20 protein-coding genes are annotated in these 19,199 nt (G+C 72.8%); 10 read left to right on the top strand and 10 right to left on the bottom strand.

Going from position 1 to position 19,199, the window contains the following annotated elements:
• Positions 1 to 32 precede the first annotated feature (32 nt).
• Together DVK06_RS09910 and DVK06_RS09905 are read right to left on the bottom strand one after the other, a co-directional pair.
• Complete coding sequence (locus tag DVK06_RS09910; protein ID WP_121600154.1) at positions 33 to 623, bottom strand: GNAT family N-acetyltransferase; 591 nt, start codon at positions 621 to 623, stop codon at positions 33 to 35.
• Entirely contained in the window at positions 620 to 988 is a 369-nt protein-coding gene (locus tag DVK06_RS09905; protein WP_053770688.1) for a universal stress protein, read from the bottom strand. The genes DVK06_RS09910 and DVK06_RS09905 overlap by 4 nt, the downstream gene beginning before the upstream one ends.
• An 89-nt stretch (positions 989 to 1,077) precedes the next feature.
• Here DVK06_RS09905 and DVK06_RS09900 point away from each other — a divergent pair, with 89 nt between their 5' ends.
• Together DVK06_RS09900 and DVK06_RS09895 are read left to right on the top strand one after the other, a co-directional pair.
• Positions 1,078 to 1,794, top strand: a complete 717-nt coding sequence (locus DVK06_RS09900) for a DUF5806 family protein (RefSeq protein ID WP_121600153.1) — start codon at positions 1,078 to 1,080, stop codon at positions 1,792 to 1,794.
• A 2-nt stretch (positions 1,795 to 1,796) separates the two neighbouring features.
• Positions 1,797 to 3,446 (top strand): ATP-binding protein, encoded by a 1,650-nt coding sequence (locus DVK06_RS09895; RefSeq protein WP_233561656.1) that lies wholly within the window; start codon positions 1,797 to 1,799, stop codon positions 3,444 to 3,446.
• A 28-nt stretch (positions 3,447 to 3,474) separates the two neighbouring features.
• On the opposite strand, the gene DVK06_RS09890 is transcribed toward DVK06_RS09895, so the two are convergent.
• From DVK06_RS09890 to glyA, 6 genes are all read right to left on the bottom strand, one after another.
• Positions 3,475 to 5,196 carry an aldehyde ferredoxin oxidoreductase family protein gene (locus DVK06_RS09890; RefSeq protein ID WP_121600151.1) on the bottom strand — a complete coding sequence of 574 codons (1,722 nt, stop codon included), beginning with the start codon at positions 5,194 to 5,196 and terminating at the stop codon, positions 3,475 to 3,477.
• A gap of 94 nt (positions 5,197 to 5,290) precedes the next feature.
• On the bottom strand, positions 5,291 to 5,833 hold the full coding sequence (locus tag DVK06_RS09885; RefSeq protein ID WP_121600150.1) for a metallophosphoesterase: 543 nt from the start codon (positions 5,831 to 5,833) through the stop codon (positions 5,291 to 5,293).
• A 36-nt stretch (positions 5,834 to 5,869) separates the two neighbouring features.
• Positions 5,870 to 6,871 carry an ornithine cyclodeaminase family protein gene (locus DVK06_RS09880; protein ID WP_121600149.1) on the bottom strand — a complete coding sequence of 334 codons (1,002 nt, stop codon included), beginning with the start codon at positions 6,869 to 6,871 and terminating at the stop codon, positions 5,870 to 5,872.
• Positions 6,872 to 6,966: 95 nt separating this feature from the next.
• Complete coding sequence (locus tag DVK06_RS09875; RefSeq protein WP_053770682.1) at positions 6,967 to 7,221, bottom strand: hypothetical protein; 255 nt, start codon at positions 7,219 to 7,221, stop codon at positions 6,967 to 6,969.
• Between the two features lie 188 nt (positions 7,222 to 7,409).
• On the bottom strand, positions 7,410 to 7,820 hold the full coding sequence (locus tag DVK06_RS09870) for a DUF3054 domain-containing protein (protein ID WP_053770681.1): 411 nt from the start codon (positions 7,818 to 7,820) through the stop codon (positions 7,410 to 7,412).
• A gap of 77 nt (positions 7,821 to 7,897) precedes the next feature.
• Complete coding sequence (gene glyA / locus DVK06_RS09865) at positions 7,898 to 9,145, bottom strand: serine hydroxymethyltransferase (RefSeq protein ID WP_053770680.1); 1,248 nt, start codon at positions 9,143 to 9,145, stop codon at positions 7,898 to 7,900.
• Between the two features lie 232 nt (positions 9,146 to 9,377).
• Between glyA and tbsP the strand changes: the two genes are divergently transcribed.
• The 5 genes from tbsP to DVK06_RS09840 all read left to right on the top strand — a co-directional run bounded on the left by tbsP (position 9,378) and on the right by DVK06_RS09840 (position 14,669).
• Entirely contained in the window at positions 9,378 to 10,199 is an 822-nt protein-coding gene (gene tbsP, locus DVK06_RS09860) for a transcriptional regulator TbsP (protein WP_121600148.1), read from the top strand.
• Positions 10,200 to 10,321: 122 nt separating this feature from the next.
• A complete protein-coding gene (locus DVK06_RS09855) occupies positions 10,322 to 12,013 on the top strand; it encodes a YcaO-like family protein (RefSeq protein WP_121600147.1) in 1,692 nt (563 codons plus the stop codon).
• Positions 12,014 to 12,102: 89 nt separating this feature from the next.
• Positions 12,103 to 12,441: a cupin domain-containing protein gene (locus DVK06_RS09850; protein WP_053770677.1), complete on the top strand. Its 339-nt coding sequence runs from the start codon at positions 12,103 to 12,105 to the stop codon at positions 12,439 to 12,441.
• Between the two features lie 101 nt (positions 12,442 to 12,542).
• On the top strand, positions 12,543 to 13,820 hold the full coding sequence (locus DVK06_RS09845) for an aminotransferase class V-fold PLP-dependent enzyme (protein WP_121600146.1): 1,278 nt from the start codon (positions 12,543 to 12,545) through the stop codon (positions 13,818 to 13,820).
• Between the two features lie 255 nt (positions 13,821 to 14,075).
• Entirely contained in the window at positions 14,076 to 14,669 is a 594-nt protein-coding gene (locus DVK06_RS09840; RefSeq protein WP_121600145.1) for a response regulator, read from the top strand.
• Positions 14,670 to 14,731: 62 nt separating this feature from the next.
• Here DVK06_RS09840 and DVK06_RS18950 read toward each other — a convergent pair whose 3' ends face one another.
• Entirely contained in the window at positions 14,732 to 14,893 is a 162-nt protein-coding gene (locus tag DVK06_RS18950) for a hypothetical protein (RefSeq protein ID WP_167551888.1), read from the bottom strand.
• Positions 14,894 to 15,006: 113 nt separating this feature from the next.
• Here DVK06_RS18950 and DVK06_RS09835 point away from each other — a divergent pair, with 113 nt between their 5' ends.
• From DVK06_RS09835 to DVK06_RS09825, 3 genes are all read left to right on the top strand, one after another.
• Positions 15,007 to 16,107: an NADH:flavin oxidoreductase/NADH oxidase gene (locus DVK06_RS09835; protein ID WP_121600144.1), complete on the top strand. Its 1,101-nt coding sequence runs from the start codon at positions 15,007 to 15,009 to the stop codon at positions 16,105 to 16,107.
• Between the two features lie 105 nt (positions 16,108 to 16,212).
• Complete coding sequence (gene eis / locus DVK06_RS09830) at positions 16,213 to 17,454, top strand: enhanced intracellular survival protein Eis (RefSeq protein ID WP_121600143.1); 1,242 nt, start codon at positions 16,213 to 16,215, stop codon at positions 17,452 to 17,454.
• Between the two features lie 75 nt (positions 17,455 to 17,529).
• Entirely contained in the window at positions 17,530 to 18,348 is an 819-nt protein-coding gene (locus DVK06_RS09825; protein WP_053770672.1) for a hypothetical protein, read from the top strand.
• A 6-nt stretch (positions 18,349 to 18,354) separates the two neighbouring features.
• On the opposite strand, the gene DVK06_RS09820 is transcribed toward DVK06_RS09825, so the two are convergent.
• Positions 18,355 to 19,104 carry a sugar phosphate isomerase/epimerase gene (locus DVK06_RS09820; protein ID WP_121600142.1) on the bottom strand — a complete coding sequence of 250 codons (750 nt, stop codon included), beginning with the start codon at positions 19,102 to 19,104 and terminating at the stop codon, positions 18,355 to 18,357.
• Positions 19,105 to 19,199 lie beyond the last annotated feature (95 nt).

Genomic DNA, 19,199 nt, shown 5'->3' with positions numbered 1-19,199 from the left:
CGCCCCTAAAGGCTTGAAGATTCCGGCCAGCCCTACTCGTCGCCGTCGGGCTCGTCCGCGGATCCGCCGGCCTCCTCCGCGGCCGCCTCGTCGGCGCAGAGGCGCAGCCCCATCTCCAGTTCGAAGCTCTCGGCGTCCGAGGTCTCGAAGCCGATCTTCTTGTACAGCGAGACCGCGGCGCGGTTCCACCGCTCGACGGTGAGCCACACCTTCGCGACGCCGTTCGCCTGCCCGTGCCCGAGCAGCCCGCGGATGAGGTGGGTGCCGATCCCGGCGCGCTGGTACTCCTGGTGGACGAAGATCGCCAGCTCGTAGGCGTCGCCGTCGGGCACGAGCGTCGCGTGGCCGGCCGCCTCGTCGCCGCACCAGGCGATCACGTTGTAGCAGTCGTCGGCGAGGATGGCGCCGAGCCACTCGCGGATGCGCTCCTCCCCGCCCGGCGGGATCCCCTGCGCGCGGTCGGCCGGGTCGAAGTCGTCGTACATCTCGACCAGGGCCTCGCGGGCCGCCTCGTCGCCCTCGTACGGCCGGACCTCGATCTCGCGGTCCTCGCGGTCAGTGAACGCGGTCGGCGGCGGCGGGAACTCGTCCGCCACCGCGTCCGGGTAGCCTCGGTCGCTCATCTGACCAGCGTCACCGATGTCTTTGCGTTCAACAGGACGAACTCCGCGATCGACCCAATCGTGATCTTCCCCATCGGGCTCGTGTGGCCGCCGCCGAGGACGATTTCCTCGAACCCCTCGGTCTCGGCGATCTCGACCAGCCGGCTCCCCGGGTCGCCCTCGACGCGCCGCACCTCGGCGTCTATCGCGGCGTCGTCGACCGCCTCCCGGGCGCGGTCCAGCACGTCCTCGGGGGCGACCGACGAGTCCTCGTTGTCGACCACGGCGATCGTCAGGTCGTCGTCCGCGACCGCCGCGCGCTCGACCGTCCGGTCGAGCGCGCGGAACGAGTCGTCGCTGCCGCCGATCCCGCAGAGCACTTTCATGCCCCATCCCTCCACGCGACGGTACAAAAGTGGATCTCCGGCGTCCGACCACCGACAACCCTTTTGCCCGCCCGCGGGGTTTCGAACGTATGAGCGACAACACCGGTCCGGCGGCCGACGACGCCGAGAGGACCGGCGACGCCGCCGCGGACCGCGTTCCCTCCGAGGGCGGCGACGGCGGTGAAGCGACCGGCGGAGACCCGACGGCCCCCGACGAGGACGCGGCGGCCGAGGACGCGACGGACGGCGAGAACGCGGCGGCCGAGGACGCGACGGACGTGCCCCGCGACGTCCAGAAGTACGAGCGGTTCCAGAAGATGGACGGGGCGCGCTACGAGCGCGTCAACGAGTTCCTCCGCGACCGGACGTACATCACGGCCCGCGAGTGGGCGATAGCGCGGCTCTGCGCCGACTTCCGCACGGAGACAGGCGTCGAGATGACGAAGATCGGCGAGAACCTCCCCGAACTCGTCCCCTTCATGACCGACACCTACACCCCGCAGGCGGTCAACCAGGCGCGCTACTCCTTCGAGGAGAAGGTGACGAAGGCGGGCGCGACGTTCCTCTACGGGGCGATGTCCGGCTTCTTCACCGCCGAGGACTTAGACGAGATGATGTACGAGGTGACGGAGGTCGCGAAGTTCCTCCTCGAAGTGGAGGGCGTCGACCTCGCCGTCGCCGACGAGCTGGAGGCCGAAGACAAGATCAGCGAGGTGATGCGCGACGTGCGCGCCTCCTCGGCGGACCTCCGCGGCGAGGAAGTGCGCTGCCCCGAGTGCGGTCACGTTCACGAGCCGGAGGAGTGACGATGGACGGCTTCCCGGAGGCGCTCGACGCGACCCCGGACCCGACGCTCGTCGTCGACGGCGACGGCGTCGTCCGCGCGGGCACGCCGAGCGTCGAGGGGGTCTTCGGGCTCGAGCCGGCCGAGCTCTCGGGGCGGTCGGTCAGCGCCGTGTTCGAGGACCCGACGGAGGTGGACCGAGACGACGCCGCGGCGACCGCGGCCCTCGACGCCGACCCGGGCGACGGCGACGCCGAGCCCGCCGGCGAGGCGACGGGCGACGGGGAGGCCGACGCGGGCGACACCGTCGCCGCGCTGGTCGACGCGGTGCGCGCCGGGGAGTCCCGGTCGCTGGCCGACGGGTTCGAACTCGTCGTGCGCCGCGGCGACGGCGTCCTGATCCCGGTCCGCGTCAGCGTCGGCGCCTTCGGGCTCGACGCCGACTCGTACGCGGTCGTCACCGCGATAGACGTCTCGAACGAGCGGACGCGGCAGCTGGCGCTCCGGCGCCGCACGGAGACGCTCGAATCGCTCCACGAGGCGACCAGGGAGCTGCTGAAGACGACGGACAGGGAGGCGGCCGCCGAGGCGGCGGTGTCGTACGTCGACGACGTGCTCGGCCACCCCATCGCCGCGATCTGGTTCCACGACGAGCGGCGCGACGCGCTCGAACCGGCCGTCTGGACCGAGACCGCGGAGGCGGTGGTCGGCGACCACCCGACGTTCGACGCCGCGGGGCAGAGCATCACCTGGGAGGTCTTCGAGAGCGGCGAGCCGACCTACGTGGCGGACGTCGCCGACGACCCCGACCGGTACACCGAGGACGCGACGATCCGCAGCGAGCTCGTCGTCCCGCTCGGCCGGTACGGCGTGTTGAACGTCGGCGCCACGGTCCCCGACGCCTTCTCCGAGTCCGACCTGGCGATCGCGCGCATCTGGGCGGCGACGGTGACGATGGTGCTCGTCCGCATCGAGCGGGAGCGACAGCTCCGCCGCCGCGAGGCGGAGGTGGCCCGCGAGCGCGACCGCCTGGAGGAGTTCGCCAGCCTCGTCTCGCACGACCTCCGGAGCCCGCTCAACGTCGCGACCGGCAACCTCGAGATGGTCGCCGACCGGCTCGCCGAGGAGTCGATAGAGGTCGCGGAGCTGAGCGCGGTGAAGCGCTCGCTGGACCGGATGGACGCGCTCATCGAGGACCTGCTCGCGCTGGCCCGGCAGGGGGCCGGCATCGACGAGGCGGAGCCGGTCCCCCTCGCCGACCTCGCCGCGGAGTGCTGGGAGACCGTCGACACCGAGGACGCGACGCTCGCGGTCGAGACGGACGCCGTCGTCGCCGCGGACCGCAGCCGCCTGCGGCAGGCGCTGGAGAACCTCTTCGGCAACGCGGTCGAACACGGGGGGAGGGACGTCGCCGTCGCGGTCGGGACGCTCGACGACGGCGACGGTTTCTACGTCGAGGACGACGGCCCGGGCGTCGGCCCCGACGACAGGGAGTCGGTGTTCGAGGCGGGCGTGACGACGGACCCCGACGGCACCGGCTTCGGGCTGAAGATCGTCGCCGAGGTCGCGGAGGCGCACGGGTGGACGGTCGAACTGGCCGAGAGCGAGGCCGGCGGCGCGCGGTTCGAGTTCCGCGGCGTCGAGTTCGCGCCCCCGGACGAGCCGGCGGAGTGAGGCGGCGTCGCGCGGGAGCCTCGCGGGCTCAGTCGTCGGCGGGCGCCGCGCTCGCGGGGTCGATCCCGTCGCCATGTCCGGGAACGGTGCCGTCCTCGTTCCAGCCGCGGAGCGCGTAGTACTCCGACAGCGCCGCGTCGAACCCCTCGATCGCGTCGGCGTACGGGAGCGTGTCGTCCGCGCGGTCGAAGCCGCGGGCGTTGTTGAACGCGCGCTCTAACTCGACGACCCGGGCGCCGAGCGTCTGGAGATCCTCGTAGTCGGCGTCGAGCAGCGCGGCGAGCCGGTCGTCGGTGACGGTGCCCCGAGAGAACTTACAGACGACCGCGGAGTCCAGCACCGCGTTGCGGTTCTCCTTCGCGACGAGCTTCGGTGGCTTCCCCGCCAGCCCCTCGGGATCGAACGCCTCGTCGGGGTCGACGAGCGGGTACTCGTACGGGTAGAACTCGCCGTACATGTGGTCGGCGCCGCGGTTCGCGGTCGCGAACGCGAGCCCCTGCCCGTTGAGCGCGCGGCCGTCGTGCCCGGAGAAGGCCATCCCCTTCACCGTCCAGTCGTCGGCGCCGAACTCCTCGTGGGCGCGGTGGACGCCCTCCGCGAGCGTGTCGCCGACGCCCTCGCGGTAGGCGATCTGCTCGACGAGCTCGCGGACCAGCTCCGCGTTGCCGAACTCGTCTTCGCTCCGGAGGTACATCGAGACGGCGTCGCCACAGGAGATGGTGTCCATCCCGAGCTCGTCGCACAGCTCGTTGGCGGCCATCACGTCGACGATGTCGTCGACGCCCGCGTTCGACCCGAACGCCATCACGGTCTCGAACTCGGGTCCCTCCGTCTCGACGCCGGTGGCCTCGTCGCGGGTCGGGAGCTTACAGGCGAACGCGCACTGCGAGCAGGTCCCCTGCTTGTACTTCTTCTCCTCGACGCGGTCGCCGGAGATGCCCTCGACGCCCTCGAAGGAGGTCTCGGCGAAGTAGTAGGAGGGGAGCGCGTCCACCTCGTTTGCCAGCTCCGTCACGCTCGTCGTCCCCTGCCGCTTCATGATCGAGTCGGAGGTCGCCGCCTCGCGGTGGACCTCGGCCGCCTCGTCGGGCCAGTCGAGGTCGATGTCGGCCGCCGCGTCGCCCTCGAAGGTGAGCGCCTTCACGCCCTTCGCGCCGAGGACGGCCCCGAGCCCGCCGCGGCCGAACGCGCGGGTGTCCGAGGTCATGATCGAGGCGAACCGGACCTCGTTCTCGCCGGCGGGACCGACGCAGGCGACGTGTTCCGGCTCCAGGCCGTGCGTCTCCGCGAGGCGGTCCGAGACGGCGGACACCTCCGCCTGCGCGAGGTCCGGGACTTCCTCGAACGTCACGTCCGGCTCGCCGTCGTCCCCGATCTCCCGGACGTGAACCGCGAGCAGGTCGTCGCTCGCGCCGACGACCTCGACCGCGGCGTACCCCGCGCCCGTGAAGTTCCGCGAGAGGAACCCGCCGGCGTTCGACGACAGCAGGCCGTTCGTCAGCGGCGAGAGGCCCGTGGCGGCCATGCGGCCGGTGTAGGAGGTCGTCGAGTACTGCATCGGCCCGGTCGAGAGGTAGAGCCGGTTCTCCGGGCCGAGCGGGTCGGCGTCGAACGGGATCCGGTCGTACGCGAGCGACGTGTTGAGCCCGCGGCCGCCGACGAACGACGCGAGCCGGTCGTCGATCCGCGTCGTCGACGCGGTCCGCTCCGTCAGGTCGATCGTGAGGAGCGGTCCCTGCGCGTGTCTCATACAGGTACGGAGCGAGCGAGCGGCGATAAAACTCGGGGTGCGGGCGGCGCGCGCCGCGCCGCCGTCGAACGGCGCCGCCGGTCGCCGGGCGCCGTCAGCCGTCGAGGACGTGGTGCGTCACCGCGTCGACGCCGGACTCCGCCGTGTCGAGCGTCGCGACCCGGAACGCGTCGTCGGCGCCCTCGACCGGGATGGGGAGGCCGCCGGGGTTCACGCGGACGGTCCCGCCCCGCGCTTCGACGCCGTGCGCGTGGGTGTGGCCGTGGAGCACGTAGTCGTAGTCGCCGCAGTCGACGAGCGCGTCGACGACGAGGCCGCTCGTGCCGTGGGTGACCGCGACGTCGACCGCGTCGGCGCCGGTCGCGTCGCCGCTGCCCGCGCCGCCGAACGAGAGCGCGGCGGCCTCCCCGTGGTACTCACCGAACGCCTCGACCGTCGACTCGACGGCCCACTCCCCGTCGTTGTTCCCGCGGACCGCGTGGAAGTCGAAGTCCCCGTCGAACGGCGTCACGGAGAAGGGCGCGACGAAGTCGCCGCAGTGGACGACGGCGTCGACCCCCTCGCGCTCGAACAGCGAGACGGCCGCCTCGACGGCGGTCAGGTCGTCGTGCGTGTCGGAGACGATCCCAACGAGCATACCGGCCGAACGCCGGCAGGCCACTTCAACCTCCGGCTACTCCCCGGTCAGCGCCTCGCTCGCGGGCGCGAAGTCGATGGGCTCGCCCCGTCCGGCGTCGCTCGCGCGCTCGTAGAGCATGTGCGCGGCCGCGACCGTCTCGACCCCGGTCCCGCCCGAGTCGAAGACGGTCACCGCCTCGTCGCCCGTCCGGCCGGGGTGGTCGCCCGCGACGACCGCGCCCAGATCGGCCGCGATCCCCTCCCCTTCCTCGATCAGACCCGCCGCGACCGCGGCGAGGTACGAGCCGGCGTCCTGCGTCGCGCGCGCTCGGAGGTCGGGGACGTACGTGGCGCGCGCGACCAATTCGGGCGGCAGCTCGTTCTTCTCCGGGTGGTACTGGCCCATCGCCGTGACGTGGGTTCCCGGCTCGACGTCGGCGTCGGCGATCACGGGGTCGCTCGCGGTCGTCGCGGTGATCACCACGTCGGCGCCCGCCAGCGCGTCGCTCGCGCTCTCGACCGCCGACACGTCGGCGTCGAGTCGCTCGTCGAAGTCGGCGGCGAACGACTCGCGGTTCTCCGCGGTCGGGGAGAAGACGCGGACCGCCTCGAACTCGCGGACCGTCGCGGTCGTCGCGACCTGTCCGCGCGCCTGCGCGCCGCTGCCGATCACGGCGAGGTCGGTCGCGTCGTCGCGGGCGAGCGCGTCGACCGCGACGGCGCCCGCGGCGCCGGTCTTGAACGGGTTCATCGCCGCGCCGTCGAGCAGCGCGAGCGGCTCGCCGGACTCGGCGTCGAACAGCGGCGTCATGAACCACGCGTCGCTCGCGCCGAACCCCGCCGAGTAGGTGTACCCGCCCATCGCCCCCGTCTCCGGGAGGACCGCGGCGTAGGTGGTGAACATGCCCGGCGGCTCGCGGTTGAACAGCTTCGTCCGCGGTTCGGCCGGCGCGCCCTCGCCCACCTGCCGGTACGCGTCGCGGACCGCCGCGACGTAGTCGGCCGGCTCCGCGAGGTCGTCGACGTCGCCGCTCGACAGGAACAGGGTCTCCGTCATGCCCGACCACTCGCGGCGGGGGGACTAAACGGTACAGGACGCGGCGAGCGGGCGGGGCGACGGCCCCGGACCGGGGAGGCCGGGCGGCCGAGCGCTCAGTCGGCGGCGCCCGCCGAGGAGCCGCCGGTCGCCGAGCGCTCGCCGGCCTCCCCGTCGAGCGACCGGCGTGCGGGCGCCTCGCCCGCGACTGGATTTCGGACGAACATCGCGTGAGCCATCACCGCGCCCGCGGCCGCGGCGCCGACCGGGAGCGCGGCGGTCAGGGGCAGCCCGACCAGCGTGAGCGAGGCGGTCACACCGATCAACGCGCCCGGAATGAGCCCAAGGACGTAGTCGTAGTATCCAGCCATGCTTTCGTTGAATACTAAGTGGATAGTCCGTATTAAATTTTTCTCGCGGTTCGCAAGCGGTTCGGACGTGTACACACCGATGTGACTCATAACTTATGAGCCGCGCGGGGGACCGGGCAGCCGTGTCGGTCGGACGGCGAGAAGGGGCGACGCGGTCGGTCGCCGGAGTCGGCGCCGGTACGCGGGAGCTACCGCAGTCGGAAGTAGAGCGAGCGCCAGCCGCCGAGCGCGAGCGATCCCAGCACGAGCATGACGGCCGCGAAGGTGAGCTCGGCGCCGCCGCGGAAGACGAACGCGCGGAGCGCCAGCCCGACGACCGCCGCGGGGATCCACGACCTGACGACGAGCGGCACCGACGACTTCGCCGTCTCGGCCGCACCCGCGGAGTAGGCGCCGACGAGCGGCGCCACCGCCGCCCAGCCGATCAGGAACGGGGCGTAGACGCCGGGGAGGTACAGCGGGTTGGCGGTGAGGAACGCGACCGACTGGTGGTTGAGCGTCCCGACGGTCAAGAGTAGGATCAACGCGATCACGTCGCCGACGACCAGCGGGGCGGCGTCGCGGTCGAGACGAGCGGCGAGAAACGACGGAGCGTCCATACCGACCCCTGCGGGCCGCCCCCACTTTTACGCACGGATTCGTCGGCGCGGCCCGACTCCGCGACGGCGCCGGGCCGTCACTCGTACAGCGGGTGCGCCTCGCAGAGTTCGACGACGCGCTCGCCGACCTCGTAGATCACGTCGTCGCTGTCGACGTCGTCGACGACGCGGTAGATCAGCTCGCCGACCTCCTCGACCGCGTCCGCGTCGAAGCCGCGCGTCGTGAGCCCGGCGGTGCCCGCGCGGATCCCGGAGGGGTCGAACGGCGAGCGCGTCTCGCCGGGGACCGTGTTCCCGTTCAGGACGATGTTCGCGGCCGCGAGCGCGTCCTCGGCCTCGCCGCCCGAGAGGTCCGGGTGCGAGTCGCGCAGGTCGGCGAGCACGAGGTGGTTGTCGGTGCCGCCGGAGACCAGCGAGAGGCCGTGCTCCCGGAGGGTCTCGGCGAGCACCTCGGCGTTGTCGACCACGTTCCGGGCGTACTCCTCGAACTCGGGCTGGAGCGCCTCCTTGAAGCCGACCGCCTTGCCGGCGACGTTGTGCATCAGCGGGCCGCCCTGCCCGCCGGGGAAGACGGCCGCGTCGACGTCGTCCGCGAACTCCGCGTCGCACATCACGATCCCGCCGCGGCCGGCGCGGATCGTCTTGTGGGTCGAGCCGGTGACGAAGTCCGCGACGCCGACCGGCGAGGGGTGCACGCCGGCGGCGACGAGCCCGGTGATGTGCGCGATGTCGGCGAGGTGGTAGGCGTCGACCGCGTCGGCGGCCGCCTGGATCTCCTCCCAGTCGACGGTGCGGGGGTACGCGGAGTAGCCCGAGACGATGATGTCCGGGTCGAACGACTCGGCGGTGTCCCGGAGCCCCTCGTAGTCGATGTAGCCGCTCTCGGGGTCGACCTCGTACTGCTCGACGTCGTACAGCTGCCCCGTGAAGTTCGCGGGGTGGCCGTGCGAGAGGTGGCCCCCGTGGTTCAGCTCCAGCGAGAGGATCTTGTCGCCCGGTTCGAGGACGGAGTAGTACACCGCCTGGTTCGCCTGCGTGCCGGAGTGGGGCTGGACGTTGACGTGCTCGGCCCCCCACAGCTCCTTCGCGCGTTCGATCGCCAGCTCCTCGACCTCGTCGGCGTACTCGCAGCCGGCGTAGTAGCGCGACCCCGGGTAGCCCTCGGCGTACTTGTTGGTGAGGACGCTGCCCTGCGCCTCCAGTACCGCCTCGCTCACGTGGTTCTCGCTCGCGATCATCGCGAGCGTCTGCTCCTGTCTGTCGCGCTCGCCGGCCAGCGCGTCGGCGACCGCCGGGTCGACCTCCCGGACGTGCTCGTGGTCCATGTGCGAACCCGGGCGCGACCGCGCATTAATCCTTCCGTCGCCGCCGCGGCACCCCGCCGCCGATCGGTCGCGCACGCGGCGTCGACGGCGACCGTCGAGGCGCCGATCGACCGGCGACCGCGGTCGGGGCTGATCGGGCGATTTCGGCCTTTTGAGACCACCTACGTGAGTTGTCCGAAGCATGAATCCCGTTAATATTAAATACGCAACTGGCTTTTATACCGAGAGACAAATGGTATCGAATTTACTGGCGGCCGACGTCGAGGCGGCGCTCGAAGCGGCCTTCGCCGGGGGCGACGACGAGCTGCTCGTCGTGGACCCCTCCGCGGAGACGATCGTATCGCTGGTCGAGACCGCCGTCGGGCGGGACGACCTCCCGGAGCTGTCGATGCTCGCCGACGAGCGCACCCTCAAGGACGTCATGGACGACTTCGTCGTCGCGTCTCGGGCGGCCGACCTCGTGGCCGACGGCGCTTTGGACCTCAGGGTGCTGGACGGCGAGGTCGACAACGCGCTGTTCGTCTCTCCCTCCCGGGTCGTGGCGCTCGTCACCGCCGGGGACGACGTCGCCGCGCTCTCGACCGACGACGGCGAGTTCGTCGACCAGGTGTACGAGTCCCACCGCGGCGCGTTCGAGGACGCCGAGCCGTACACGCTCCGCACGCCGGCGATCAGCCGGGTCCGCGAGACGATGGCGTCGGAGATCGGCGAGGAGGCCCGCGCCGACTTCGACGCCGTCCTCGACGCGACAGAGGGCGGCGACGGCACCGACCTCGACGAGGTGACCGTCTCGCTGCTCGTCGCGGCGAAGAACGACGTGCTGCTCTACGACATCTCGAAGTGGGGCGAGGACGTCGGGATCGCCTCGAAGGCGACGTTCTCCCGGACGAAGACGCGCTTAGAGGACTTGGGGATCATCGACACCGAGAAGGTACCGATCGACGTCGGCCGCCCCCGGCTCCGCCTGAAGCTCGGCGACGAGCGGCTCGAAGGGGCCGACGCCGCCGACCTCGCCGCCGAGGCCGCCGAGATGTTGGCGGCCACGCCGGCCTGAGCGGGCCGCCCGCCCGACCGCCGCCTCCCTCTCTTTCCTCGCGTCCCCGAGCGTTCGTTCCCCGTCCGCCCTCCCGCGCCGCGGACCCGCGGCTTTTTTTCGCCGCCTCGCGTCCACGGGGTATGGATATCGGACTTGTCGGCGACGGCCCCGCGGTCGAGGCGGCCGGGGCCGCGCTCGGCGACGTCGACGTGAACGCGATGCCGGTCGAGGCCGACCTGCTCGACGGGTTCGACCTCGCCGTCGTCGTCGACACCGCCGGGTCGGCGGCGTTCGCGACCGCGGACGAGCTGCTCGACCGGTGGGTCGCCGTCGAGGTGGGCGGGACCGGCGGCGTCCCGCTCGCCGACCTCGACGCGGCGGTGACCGTCTTCGACGACGCCTGCTACGACTGCCTGCGCGCCCGGGTCGAGAGCGGCGGCGCGGAGCCCGCCGACGCCCCGACCGGCCGCCGCTCCGCCGTGCGCTACGCCGGCGCGGTGGCCGGGCGGCGGGCGATCCGACTGCTCGCCGGCGACCCGGTGGCGGACACGGTCGCGGAGGTGCCGGGCGGCGAGCGGACGCTCCTCCCGGCGCCCGGGTGCGGCTGCGGCGCCGACCCCGGCGACGCGCTCCCGCGCGACCACGCCGACCGCGACCTCGGCGAGACGCTCGACCGCGCGGAGCGCGCCGTCGACCCGCGGGTCGGCGCGCTGAGCGAGGTCGGCGAGCAGGAGTCGTTCCCGCTGCCGTACTACGTCGCGCGGGTCGCGGACACGACGCCCTTCTCCGACGGCGACGCGGCCGACTTCGGCGGGGGCGCGGCCGCCGACTGGGACGCCGCGTTCATGAAGGCGCTCGGCGAGGGGTTAGAGCGGTACGCCGCCGGCGTCTACCGCGAGGCCGCGTTCACGCGCGCGCCGGCCGCCAACGTCCCGAACCCGATCACGCCGGACGCGTTCGTGCGCCCCGAGAGCGCCGAGGCGTACGACCGCGACGACCGGCTCCCGTGGGTCCGGGGCGAGCGGCTCGGGACCGGCGAGCCGGCGAGCCTCCCGGCGGAGTTCGTCCACTTCCCGCCGCCGGAGCGCCGGTACCGCCCGGCGATCACGACCGGGCTCGGGCTCGGGAGCTCGGGCCCCGACGCCGCGCTCTCCGGGCTCTACGAGGCGATCGAGCGCGACGCGACGATGACCAGCTGGTACTCCACGACGGAGCCGCTCGGGCTCGACGTCGACGACCCCGGGTTCGCCGAGCTGGAGAAGCGGGCGCGCGCCGAGTCGCTGTCGGTGACGGCGCTGCTCGTCACGACCGACGTGGACGTGCCGGTCGTCGCCGTCGGCGTCGGCCGCGAGGGCGACTGGCCGCGGTTCGCCGCGGGGTCGGGCGCCGACCTCGACCCGGCCGCGGCGGCCCGGAGCGCGCTCGCGGAGGCGCTCCAGAACTGGACCGAGCTCCGCTCGATGGGCCGGGAGGCGGCCGACGAGCAGGGCGCCGCGATCGGTCACCACGCCGACCGCCCCGCCGAGACCGCGGCGTTCTTCGACCCGGACGCGACCGTCTCGACCGACGGGCTGGGCGAGCCGGAGCTGTCGGGCGAGGCCGAACTCGGCGCCGTCGTCGACCGCGTCAAGGCCGTCGGGCTCGACCCGTACGTCGCGCGGGTGACGACGCGCGACCTCGCGTCGCTGGGGTTCGAGGCGGTCCGCGTGTTGGTGCCCGGCGCGCAGCCGCTGTTCACCGGCGACCCGTTCTTCGGCGACCGGGCCCGCGAGGTGCCGCGGTCGATGGGGTTCGAGCCCGCGCTCGACCGGCCGTACCACCCGTTCCCGTGAGGGCGAGGACACGGCAGGCGCCGGCGTCGCCCCCGGCACCGGCTGCCCGTCCCCGCGGATTTAGGTGCCTCCGGACCGCCGGAGCGCGTATGGACGTCGCACCAGACGCGGACGTGAGGGCGGTGGAGGCGGTCGACGGCGCGTTCCTCAGCCAAGGGGCCGTCGGCGACGAGACCAGCATCCAGCGGTTCGAGATCGAACCGGGCGAGGGCGTGCCCGAACACGACCACCCGCACGAGCAGATCGGCGTGATCACGGCCGGCCGGCTGACGTTCCTCGTCGACGGCGAGGAGCGGGTCGTCGGCCCCGACGACACGTACGTGATCCCCGGCGGCGAGCCGCACGCGGCCGAGAACCGGACCGACGAACCCGTCGTCGGCTTCGACGTCTTCGCGCCGCCGCGGGCGAACCCGGACTGGGGCGAGTAGCGGGGCGAACCTCCGCGGATCGCGGCGTTCGGCGCGTCTGGGATAGCCGCAAGACGTACCGGACCGAAGGTGTGTTAGTGCTCGGGGCCCGATAACGGGTAATGGGAGTCCAAGAACAGTACCCGTTCGACGTGGAGGCGCTCCGCGCCGACTTCCCGGTCCTCGACCGGAAGGTCGGCGGGGACCCGGAGACCGCCGGGGAGGGCGAGGGCGACGACACACCCCTCGTCTACCTCGACAACGCGGCGACCTCGCACACCCCCGACCCGGTCGTCGACGCCATCGCCGACTACTACCGGAGCTACAACGCCAACGTCCACCGCGGGATCCACCAGCTGAGCCAGGAGGCCTCCGTCGCCTACGAGGAGGCCCACGACGCGGTCGCGGAGTTCATCGGCGCCGCGGGCCGCGAGGAGATCGTCTTCACCAAGAACACGACGGAGGCGATGAACCTCGTCGCCTACGCGTGGGGGCTCGCGGAGCTCGGCCCGGGCGACAACGTCGTCCTCTCGGAGATGGAGCACCACGCCTCGCTCGTCACCTGGCAGCAGATCGGCAAGCGGACGGGCGCCGACGTGCGGTTCATCGACGTCACCGACGAGGGGCGGCTCGACATGGACCACGCCGCCGAGCTCATCGACGACGACACCGAGATGGTCTCGGTCGTCCACGTGTCGAACACGCTCGGCACGGTGAACCCGATCCGCGAGCTGGCCGACGTGGCGCACGACCACGACGCCTACGTCTTCGCCGACGCCGCGCAGTCGGTGCCGACGCGGCCGGTCGACGTGGAGGCGCTGGACGTCGACTTCCTCGCCTTCTCCGGCCACAAGATGTGCGGCCCGACCGGGATCGGCGCCCTCTACGGCCGCGAGGCGATCTTAGAGGAGATGCAGCCGTACCTCTACGGCGGCGACATGATCCGCCGCGTCTCCTTCGAGGACTCCACCTGGGAGGACCTACCGTGGAAGTTCGAGGCCGGGACGCCCTCCATCGCGCAGGGGGTCGGCCTCGCGGCCGCCATCGAGTACCTGGAGGATATCGGCATGGACCGGATCGAGGCCCACGAGGACCTGCTGGCCGAGTACGCCTACGACGAGCTGACGGCGCTCGGCGGCGTCGAGATATACGGCCCGCCGGGCGACGACCGGGGCGGCCTCGTCTCGTTCAACGTCGAGGGCGTCCACGCCCACGACCTCTCCAGCATCCTCAACGACTACGGCGTCGCGATCCGCGCCGGCGACCACTGCACCCAGCCGCTCCACGACGAGATTGGCGTCGCCGCCTCCGCGCGCGCCTCCTTCTACTTCTACAACACCGTCGAGGAGGTGGACGCGCTCGTCGACGCGGTCCGCGAGGCGCGCGACCTGTTCGCCTGAGTTGGCCGGGGCCCCACCGACCCGCCGCTGCGGTCGGGTGATCGGACGCGAACGCGATCCGACGACGCGCCGCCCGCGCCGTCGGGGAACCGCTCGGCGTATCTTCGGTGATACCACCGAATAATCGGTGCAGGCGCCGTGACAACGGTGATCGCACAATTATTATACCACCGCTCCGGCAATTATTGTCCGAAGAGAAATTACAACTCTCGTAGTAAGTTGTCTTTCGCCGAGTCGTCGCCCGCCGCCAAACGAATGACCGACCACACATCTCCGCCGTCCGACGCGCACGCGGACACGAACGAAGCCGCCGACCGATCAGCACAGTCAGCAGACCGACCCGCGAGGGAGGCCGACAGGCCGATCACCGTTCTCCAGGTCGAGCCCGACGCGCGCTCCGCCGAGTTGCTAGAGGCGTTCGCGACGCGGCTCACCGAACGGGTCCGGATCCGCTCCGTCGACCGCGTCGCCGCCGCCGTCGACGCGGTCGAGGAGGGCGTCGAGGTCGACGGCGAGCGGGTCGCGGTCGACTGCGTCGTGACCGAGCAGCGGCTCCCCGACGGCGACGGCGTCGGCCTCACCGGACGGCTCCGCGAGGCGGGCCACGAGGTCCCGGTCGTCTTCCACACCACGTGTCCGGGCGAGGAGCGCGAGGCGGCGGCGTTCGGCGCCGGCGCGGACGCCTACTTCGAGAAGGGGTCCGAGCGCGGCCGGTTCGATTCGATACTCGATCGGATCCGCACGCTCGTCGACGGGGAACGGGAGCGCGAGACGGCCGCGGCGCGGGCGACCGCGTCGCCGCCGCGCACGTCGGACTCGCCCCGCGGGACGCTCCGCTCCGAGGAGTGAAGTCGGGGGCGCCGAACGGCGCCGGAAGCGGAGCCGCCGCGGCGGCGGCCAGAGGAGGCTCGTTAGCGTTCGAGTTCGACCGTGAGGTCGGTCGCGATCCACGCGTCGGTGTTGCCCTGTTCGGCGAAGACGGTCCGCTCTTGAGAACAGCGGGTCGCGGCGACGGTCGGCCGTTCGTCGGCCGCCGACTCGACGTCCCGCTCGATCCGGTCTCCCGTTGTCATTACCAGTCGGTCAGAGGCCGGTGGTGTTATAGATTTCGGTCGGCCTAAACCAGCAGCGGCGATCCGGGCAGGGGATCGGAGGGCCTTAGCTCACGGGGGTCGTTCGCCGCAGCGTGACCGACACGCTGTTCACGCCGCTCACGCTGCGCGACACGGAGTTCCGAAACCGCGTGATGCTGTCGCCGATGTGCCAGTACTCCGCCGAGGACGGGCTGGCGAACGACTGGCACCGCGTCCACCTCGGCGCCCGCGCCGCCGGGGGCGCCGGCGTCGTGATGACCGAGGCGACCGCCGTCGAGGCCCGCGGGCGGATCACCCCGGACTGCCTCGGGATCTGGTCCGACGAGCACGCCGAGGCGATCGAACCGATCGTCGAGTTCGTCTGGTCGCAGGGCGCGACGCCCGGGATTCAGTTGGCTCACGCCGGGCGGAAGGCCTCCCACAGTCCGCCGGGCGAGGGGAGCGGTCCGATCCCCGCCGACGAGCCCGCGGGCTGGGAGACCGTCTCCGCCACCGACGAGCCGTACCCGCATTCCGAGGTCGACGAGGACGACCTGGCCGACACGCGCCGGCTCGACGGGAAGGGGGTCGACGCGGTGATCGACTCCTTCGCGGCCGCCGCCGAACGGGCGCGCGACGTCGGCTTCGAGGTCGCCGAGGTCCACGCGGCCCACGGCTACCTGCTCCACCAGTTCCTCTCTCCCGTCACCAACGACCGCGACGACGTGTACGGCGGGAGCTTCGAGGACCGCACCCGGCTCCTCCGCGAGGTCGTCGCGGCCGTCCGCGAGGTCTGGCCCGACGGCAAGCCGGTCTTCGTCCGGATCTCCGCGACCGACTGGCTCCCCGACCGTGACTCGTGGGACGTGGACGACTCGGTCCGGTTGGCCCCCCTGCTGGCCGAGGCGGGCGCCGACCTGATCGACGTCTCCGGCGGCGGTATCCACCCGGACCAGGAGATTCCGAGCGCGGGGCCAGGGTACCAGGTGCCCTACGCCGAGGCGGTCCGCGAGGGGACCGACGTGCCCGTGGCCGCGGTCGGCGGGATCACGGAGCCGACCCACGCCGACGCCCTCGTCCGGAACGGGCGGGCCGACCTCGTCGCGCTCGGCCGCGAGCTGCTCCGCCACCCGTACTGGCCGCTGGAGGCCGCCCACGAGCTCGGCGAGGAGGCCGAGTGGCCGGTCCAGTACCGTCGCGGTCGGTTCGACTGAACGAGCCGCCGGGGCGACCGCCGACCGGGCGACCGGGCGATCGGAGCATGAGAACCGCGCGCAGGCGCCGGGAAGGCTTATCAGGCTCCCGGGCGCCGACGGCGTATGGGCGACCTCGACTACCGGCCCTTCCCCGAGGAGCGCGGCGACGAGTTCAGCGCGTTCATGCGCTACGCCTTCTCGCCCGAGGAGGGCCCGTCCGACCCCGAGGAGGACGACGACGACCGCGAGCACCTCGCGGACTACCGGGGGCTGTTCGACGGCGACGAGCCCGTCGCGGTGTGCGGGCACCACGACTTCTCGCTCCGGATCCGGGGACGCGACCGCGACGTGGCCGGCCTCTCTGCGGTCGCCTCGCCGCCCGAGCACCGGCGCAACGGGCACATCGAGCGGCTCCTCCGCGAGTCGCTGACCGAGTACCGCGACGACGGAGTGCGCTTCTCCGTGCTGTGGCCCTTCGAGCACCCGTTCTACCGCCGGTACGGCTGGGCGACGGTGAGCCGGTACCGACGGGTGAAAGCGCCGCCGGAGCAGTTGGCGTTCGCGACGAGCGAGCGCGGCGACGAGACGGGGCGGTTCCGTCGGCTCGACGAGGACGACCACGGCGCGGCCGCCGACCTGCTGGCCGCGACCGCGGAGCGCCACGACTTCACGATGGCGCGGACCGAGGCGTGGTGGCGCGAGCGCAGCCTCCGCGGGTGGCAGACGGACCCGTACGTGTACGGCTTCGAGCGCGGCGGCGACCTCCGGGCGCTCCTCTCGTACACCTTCGAGGAGCGCGACGACGGCGACGGGCGCGCGATGGTCGTCTCCGACGCCGCCGTCGCCGACCCCGCCGACTGGGACCGCGTCTTCCGGTTCTGTCGCGACCACGACTCGCAGGTCGAGCGCGTTCGGCTCCGCCTCCCCGCCGACGTGAGCCTCCTCGACCGCGTCGACGACCCGCGCGCGGTGACCGAGGAGGTCCGCGCCGGCCCCATGTTCCGGCTCGTCGACGTCCCCGACGCACTGACCGCGCTGGCGCCCGACCCCGACCTCAACGCCGCGTTCACGCTCGCCGTCGACGACCCGCTCGTCGACTGGCACGACCGACCGATTCGGGTGACCGTCGCGGACGGCGAGGTCGCCGCCGAGCGGGTTGAGGACGCCGACGGGGATGGCTCCGCGGTCGCGGACGTGACCGCCGGCGTCGGCGCGCTCTCGCAGCTGTACGCCGGCTACCGCGGCGTCGACGACCTCCGGGCGCACGCCGACCTCGACCTCGCGAGCGACGCCCCGGACGGCCTCGCGGCCGACCTGACCGCTCTGTTCCCGCCGCGGCGCACGTTCCTGCGCGAGGGGTTCTGAGCGGCGCGCCGCGACCGGTCGGGGCGCCACGCGGCGCTGCCGGGCTTTTTATTCGCGGCCCGCCTACGAGGCGGCATGAGTTCCCGCGACCGACGCGACGACGACCTCGAGGAGCGGCTCGACGAGCTCGAATCGGTGTTGAGCGAACTCCGCGCCGACCTCCGGGAGAACGAGCGCGACCGCCGCGGGCCGCCGCGGCCGCCCCGGCTCTCGGAGCTCGTGCGGTTCACCGAGCAGTACACGATTCCGACGCTCATCGCGCTGTTAGAGACGACGATCAAGTCGCTCGAACTGCTCCGGGGCACCCTCCGGCTCGCCGACCCCGGCCGGAGCGTCGCCGAGGGGACCGAGGGCGCGGGCGACCGCCTCGCCGACGTCCGCGACGGCGCGACGGCCGGGCTCGCCCGGTCGCTGTCGGAGCTCCGCACCGCGCTCTCGGAGGCCGACCTCCCCGAGGACGCCGCCTCCCGGTCGATCATCGCCGACGCGCGCGACCTCACCGCGGAGATCGAGTCCCGGATCGACGAGGGCCGCCGCGAGGCGGACGCCGCGCGAGACCGCCGGCTCGGGCGCGACCGCGACCGGGGCCGCGGCGACGAGGACGGACCGCGGAGCGCGCCGGACGCCGGGCGGGACGACGACAGCCCGGTCCGGATCGACGTGACCGAGCCCGGCGACGGCGGCGACGGCGACGCCGAGAGCGAGGAGGACGACCCGCCGGAGGTTGACGTCGAGTCCGAGCTGGAGTCGATAAAGCGCCAGATCGACGGGGACGCTGCGGGGGACGAGACCGACGCGGAGGCGGTCGAGGCCGACGATGCGCACGGCGACGGAGACGACGGGAGCGCGGACGACGATGCGGACGGCCGAAGCGACGGCGAGCGAGCGGACTGACGCCCGTCAGAAGGAGGCGCCGAGCCGGTCGGCGACGCGCTCCGCGGAGTCGACGAGGAGCGCCTCGTCGTCGGTGAACACTTCGAGCGCGACCGTGCCGTCGAAGTCGACGAGTTCGGACGCGACGAGGTCGTAGTCAACCTCGCCGGCGCCCACGGGGAGGTGCGTGTCGCCGCGGCGGCGCACGTCGTGGCAGTGGAGGTGCGAGACCCGGTCGCCGTGGCTCCGGAGGAACCGCTTGATCGCCTTGTTGCCGCCCTCCATGTAGGCGTGCCCCACGTCGAAGCAGACCGGCGTCCTGGTCTCGCGGGCGAGGTCGCCGAGGACGGAGAGCTGGAGCCCCGCGTGCTGGTGGCCGACGTTCTCGACGACGACCTCGACGCCCGCCTCGCGGCCGGCGTCCGCGACCCGCCGGAGCTGGTCGGCCGCGGTCTCCCGGAAGTCCACGTCGTCGCGGTCGGCGGAGGTGGCGTGGAGGACCGCCTTCTCGGCGCCGAGGTCGCCGGCGGCCGACAGGAGCCGGCGCTGGTAGTCGACGATGGCGTCGTTCACCTCGGGGACGTACGTCGTCAGCCGCTGGCTGTACGGGAGGTGGACGAGCAGGTCGCGACCGGCGAGCGCGTCCGTCAGCCGCCCCGGGTCGATCTCGCCGGGGACGAGCGTCGGCTCGCCGACCCCGACCTCGCAGAAGTCGAACCGCGCCGGCGACGCCGCGAGGCGGTCGAGGTCGTCGCCGACGGTGAGACCGATCTCCATGTCGGTGGTGGGGTCGGCGCGGTCTTATAAATAGTGGCATGGACCCCGCAGCGCGGTCGGGACCGAGCGCGGCCGCGCCGCACCCCGATCGCTCG

Origin of the sequence: Halorubrum sp. Atlit-28R, from assembly GCF_003665955.1 — an archaeon.
Taxonomy (GTDB): Archaea; Halobacteriota; Halobacteria; order Halobacteriales; family Haloferacaceae; genus Halorubrum; species Halorubrum tropicale.
This window is presented reverse-complemented; position numbering and strand designations above follow the sequence as displayed.

Bases quoted from the DNA above. Each gene is read 5' to 3' on its own strand.
- DVK06_RS09870 (WP_053770681.1), bottom strand. From the start codon at position 7,820: ATGGACGCTCCGTCGTTTCTCGCCGCTCGTCTCGACCGCGACGCCGCC.
- tbsP (WP_121600148.1), top strand. From the start codon at position 9,378: ATGGTATCGAATTTACTGGCGGCCGACGTCGAGGCGGCGCTCGAAGCG.
- DVK06_RS09845 (WP_121600146.1), top strand. From the start codon at position 12,543: ATGGGAGTCCAAGAACAGTACCCGTTCGACGTGGAGGCGCTCCGCGCC.
- DVK06_RS09900 (WP_121600153.1), top strand. From the start codon at position 1,078: ATGAGCGACAACACCGGTCCGGCGGCCGACGACGCCGAGAGGACCGGC.
- DVK06_RS09910 (WP_121600154.1), bottom strand. From the start codon at position 623: ATGAGCGACCGAGGCTACCCGGACGCGGTGGCGGACGAGTTCCCGCCG.
- DVK06_RS09850 (WP_053770677.1), top strand. From the start codon at position 12,103: ATGGACGTCGCACCAGACGCGGACGTGAGGGCGGTGGAGGCGGTCGAC.
- DVK06_RS09840 (WP_121600145.1), top strand. From the start codon at position 14,076: ATGACCGACCACACATCTCCGCCGTCCGACGCGCACGCGGACACGAAC.
- DVK06_RS09820 (WP_121600142.1), bottom strand. From the start codon at position 19,104: ATGGAGATCGGTCTCACCGTCGGCGACGACCTCGACCGCCTCGCGGCG.
- eis (WP_121600143.1), top strand. From the start codon at position 16,213: ATGGGCGACCTCGACTACCGGCCCTTCCCCGAGGAGCGCGGCGACGAG.
- DVK06_RS09875 (WP_053770682.1), bottom strand. From the start codon at position 7,221: ATGGCTGGATACTACGACTACGTCCTTGGGCTCATTCCGGGCGCGTTG.
- DVK06_RS09880 (WP_121600149.1), bottom strand. From the start codon at position 6,871: ATGACGGAGACCCTGTTCCTGTCGAGCGGCGACGTCGACGACCTCGCG.
- glyA (WP_053770680.1), bottom strand. From the start codon at position 9,145: ATGGACCACGAGCACGTCCGGGAGGTCGACCCGGCGGTCGCCGACGCG.
- DVK06_RS09905 (WP_053770688.1), bottom strand. From the start codon at position 988: ATGAAAGTGCTCTGCGGGATCGGCGGCAGCGACGACTCGTTCCGCGCG.
- DVK06_RS09885 (WP_121600150.1), bottom strand. From the start codon at position 5,833: ATGCTCGTTGGGATCGTCTCCGACACGCACGACGACCTGACCGCCGTC.
- DVK06_RS09895 (WP_233561656.1), top strand. From the start codon at position 1,797: ATGGACGGCTTCCCGGAGGCGCTCGACGCGACCCCGGACCCGACGCTC.
- DVK06_RS09825 (WP_053770672.1), top strand. From the start codon at position 17,530: ATGAGTTCCCGCGACCGACGCGACGACGACCTCGAGGAGCGGCTCGAC.
- DVK06_RS09855 (WP_121600147.1), top strand. From the start codon at position 10,322: ATGGATATCGGACTTGTCGGCGACGGCCCCGCGGTCGAGGCGGCCGGG.
- DVK06_RS09890 (WP_121600151.1), bottom strand. From the start codon at position 5,196: ATGAGACACGCGCAGGGACCGCTCCTCACGATCGACCTGACGGAGCGG.
- DVK06_RS18950 (WP_167551888.1), bottom strand. From the start codon at position 14,893: ATGACAACGGGAGACCGGATCGAGCGGGACGTCGAGTCGGCGGCCGAC.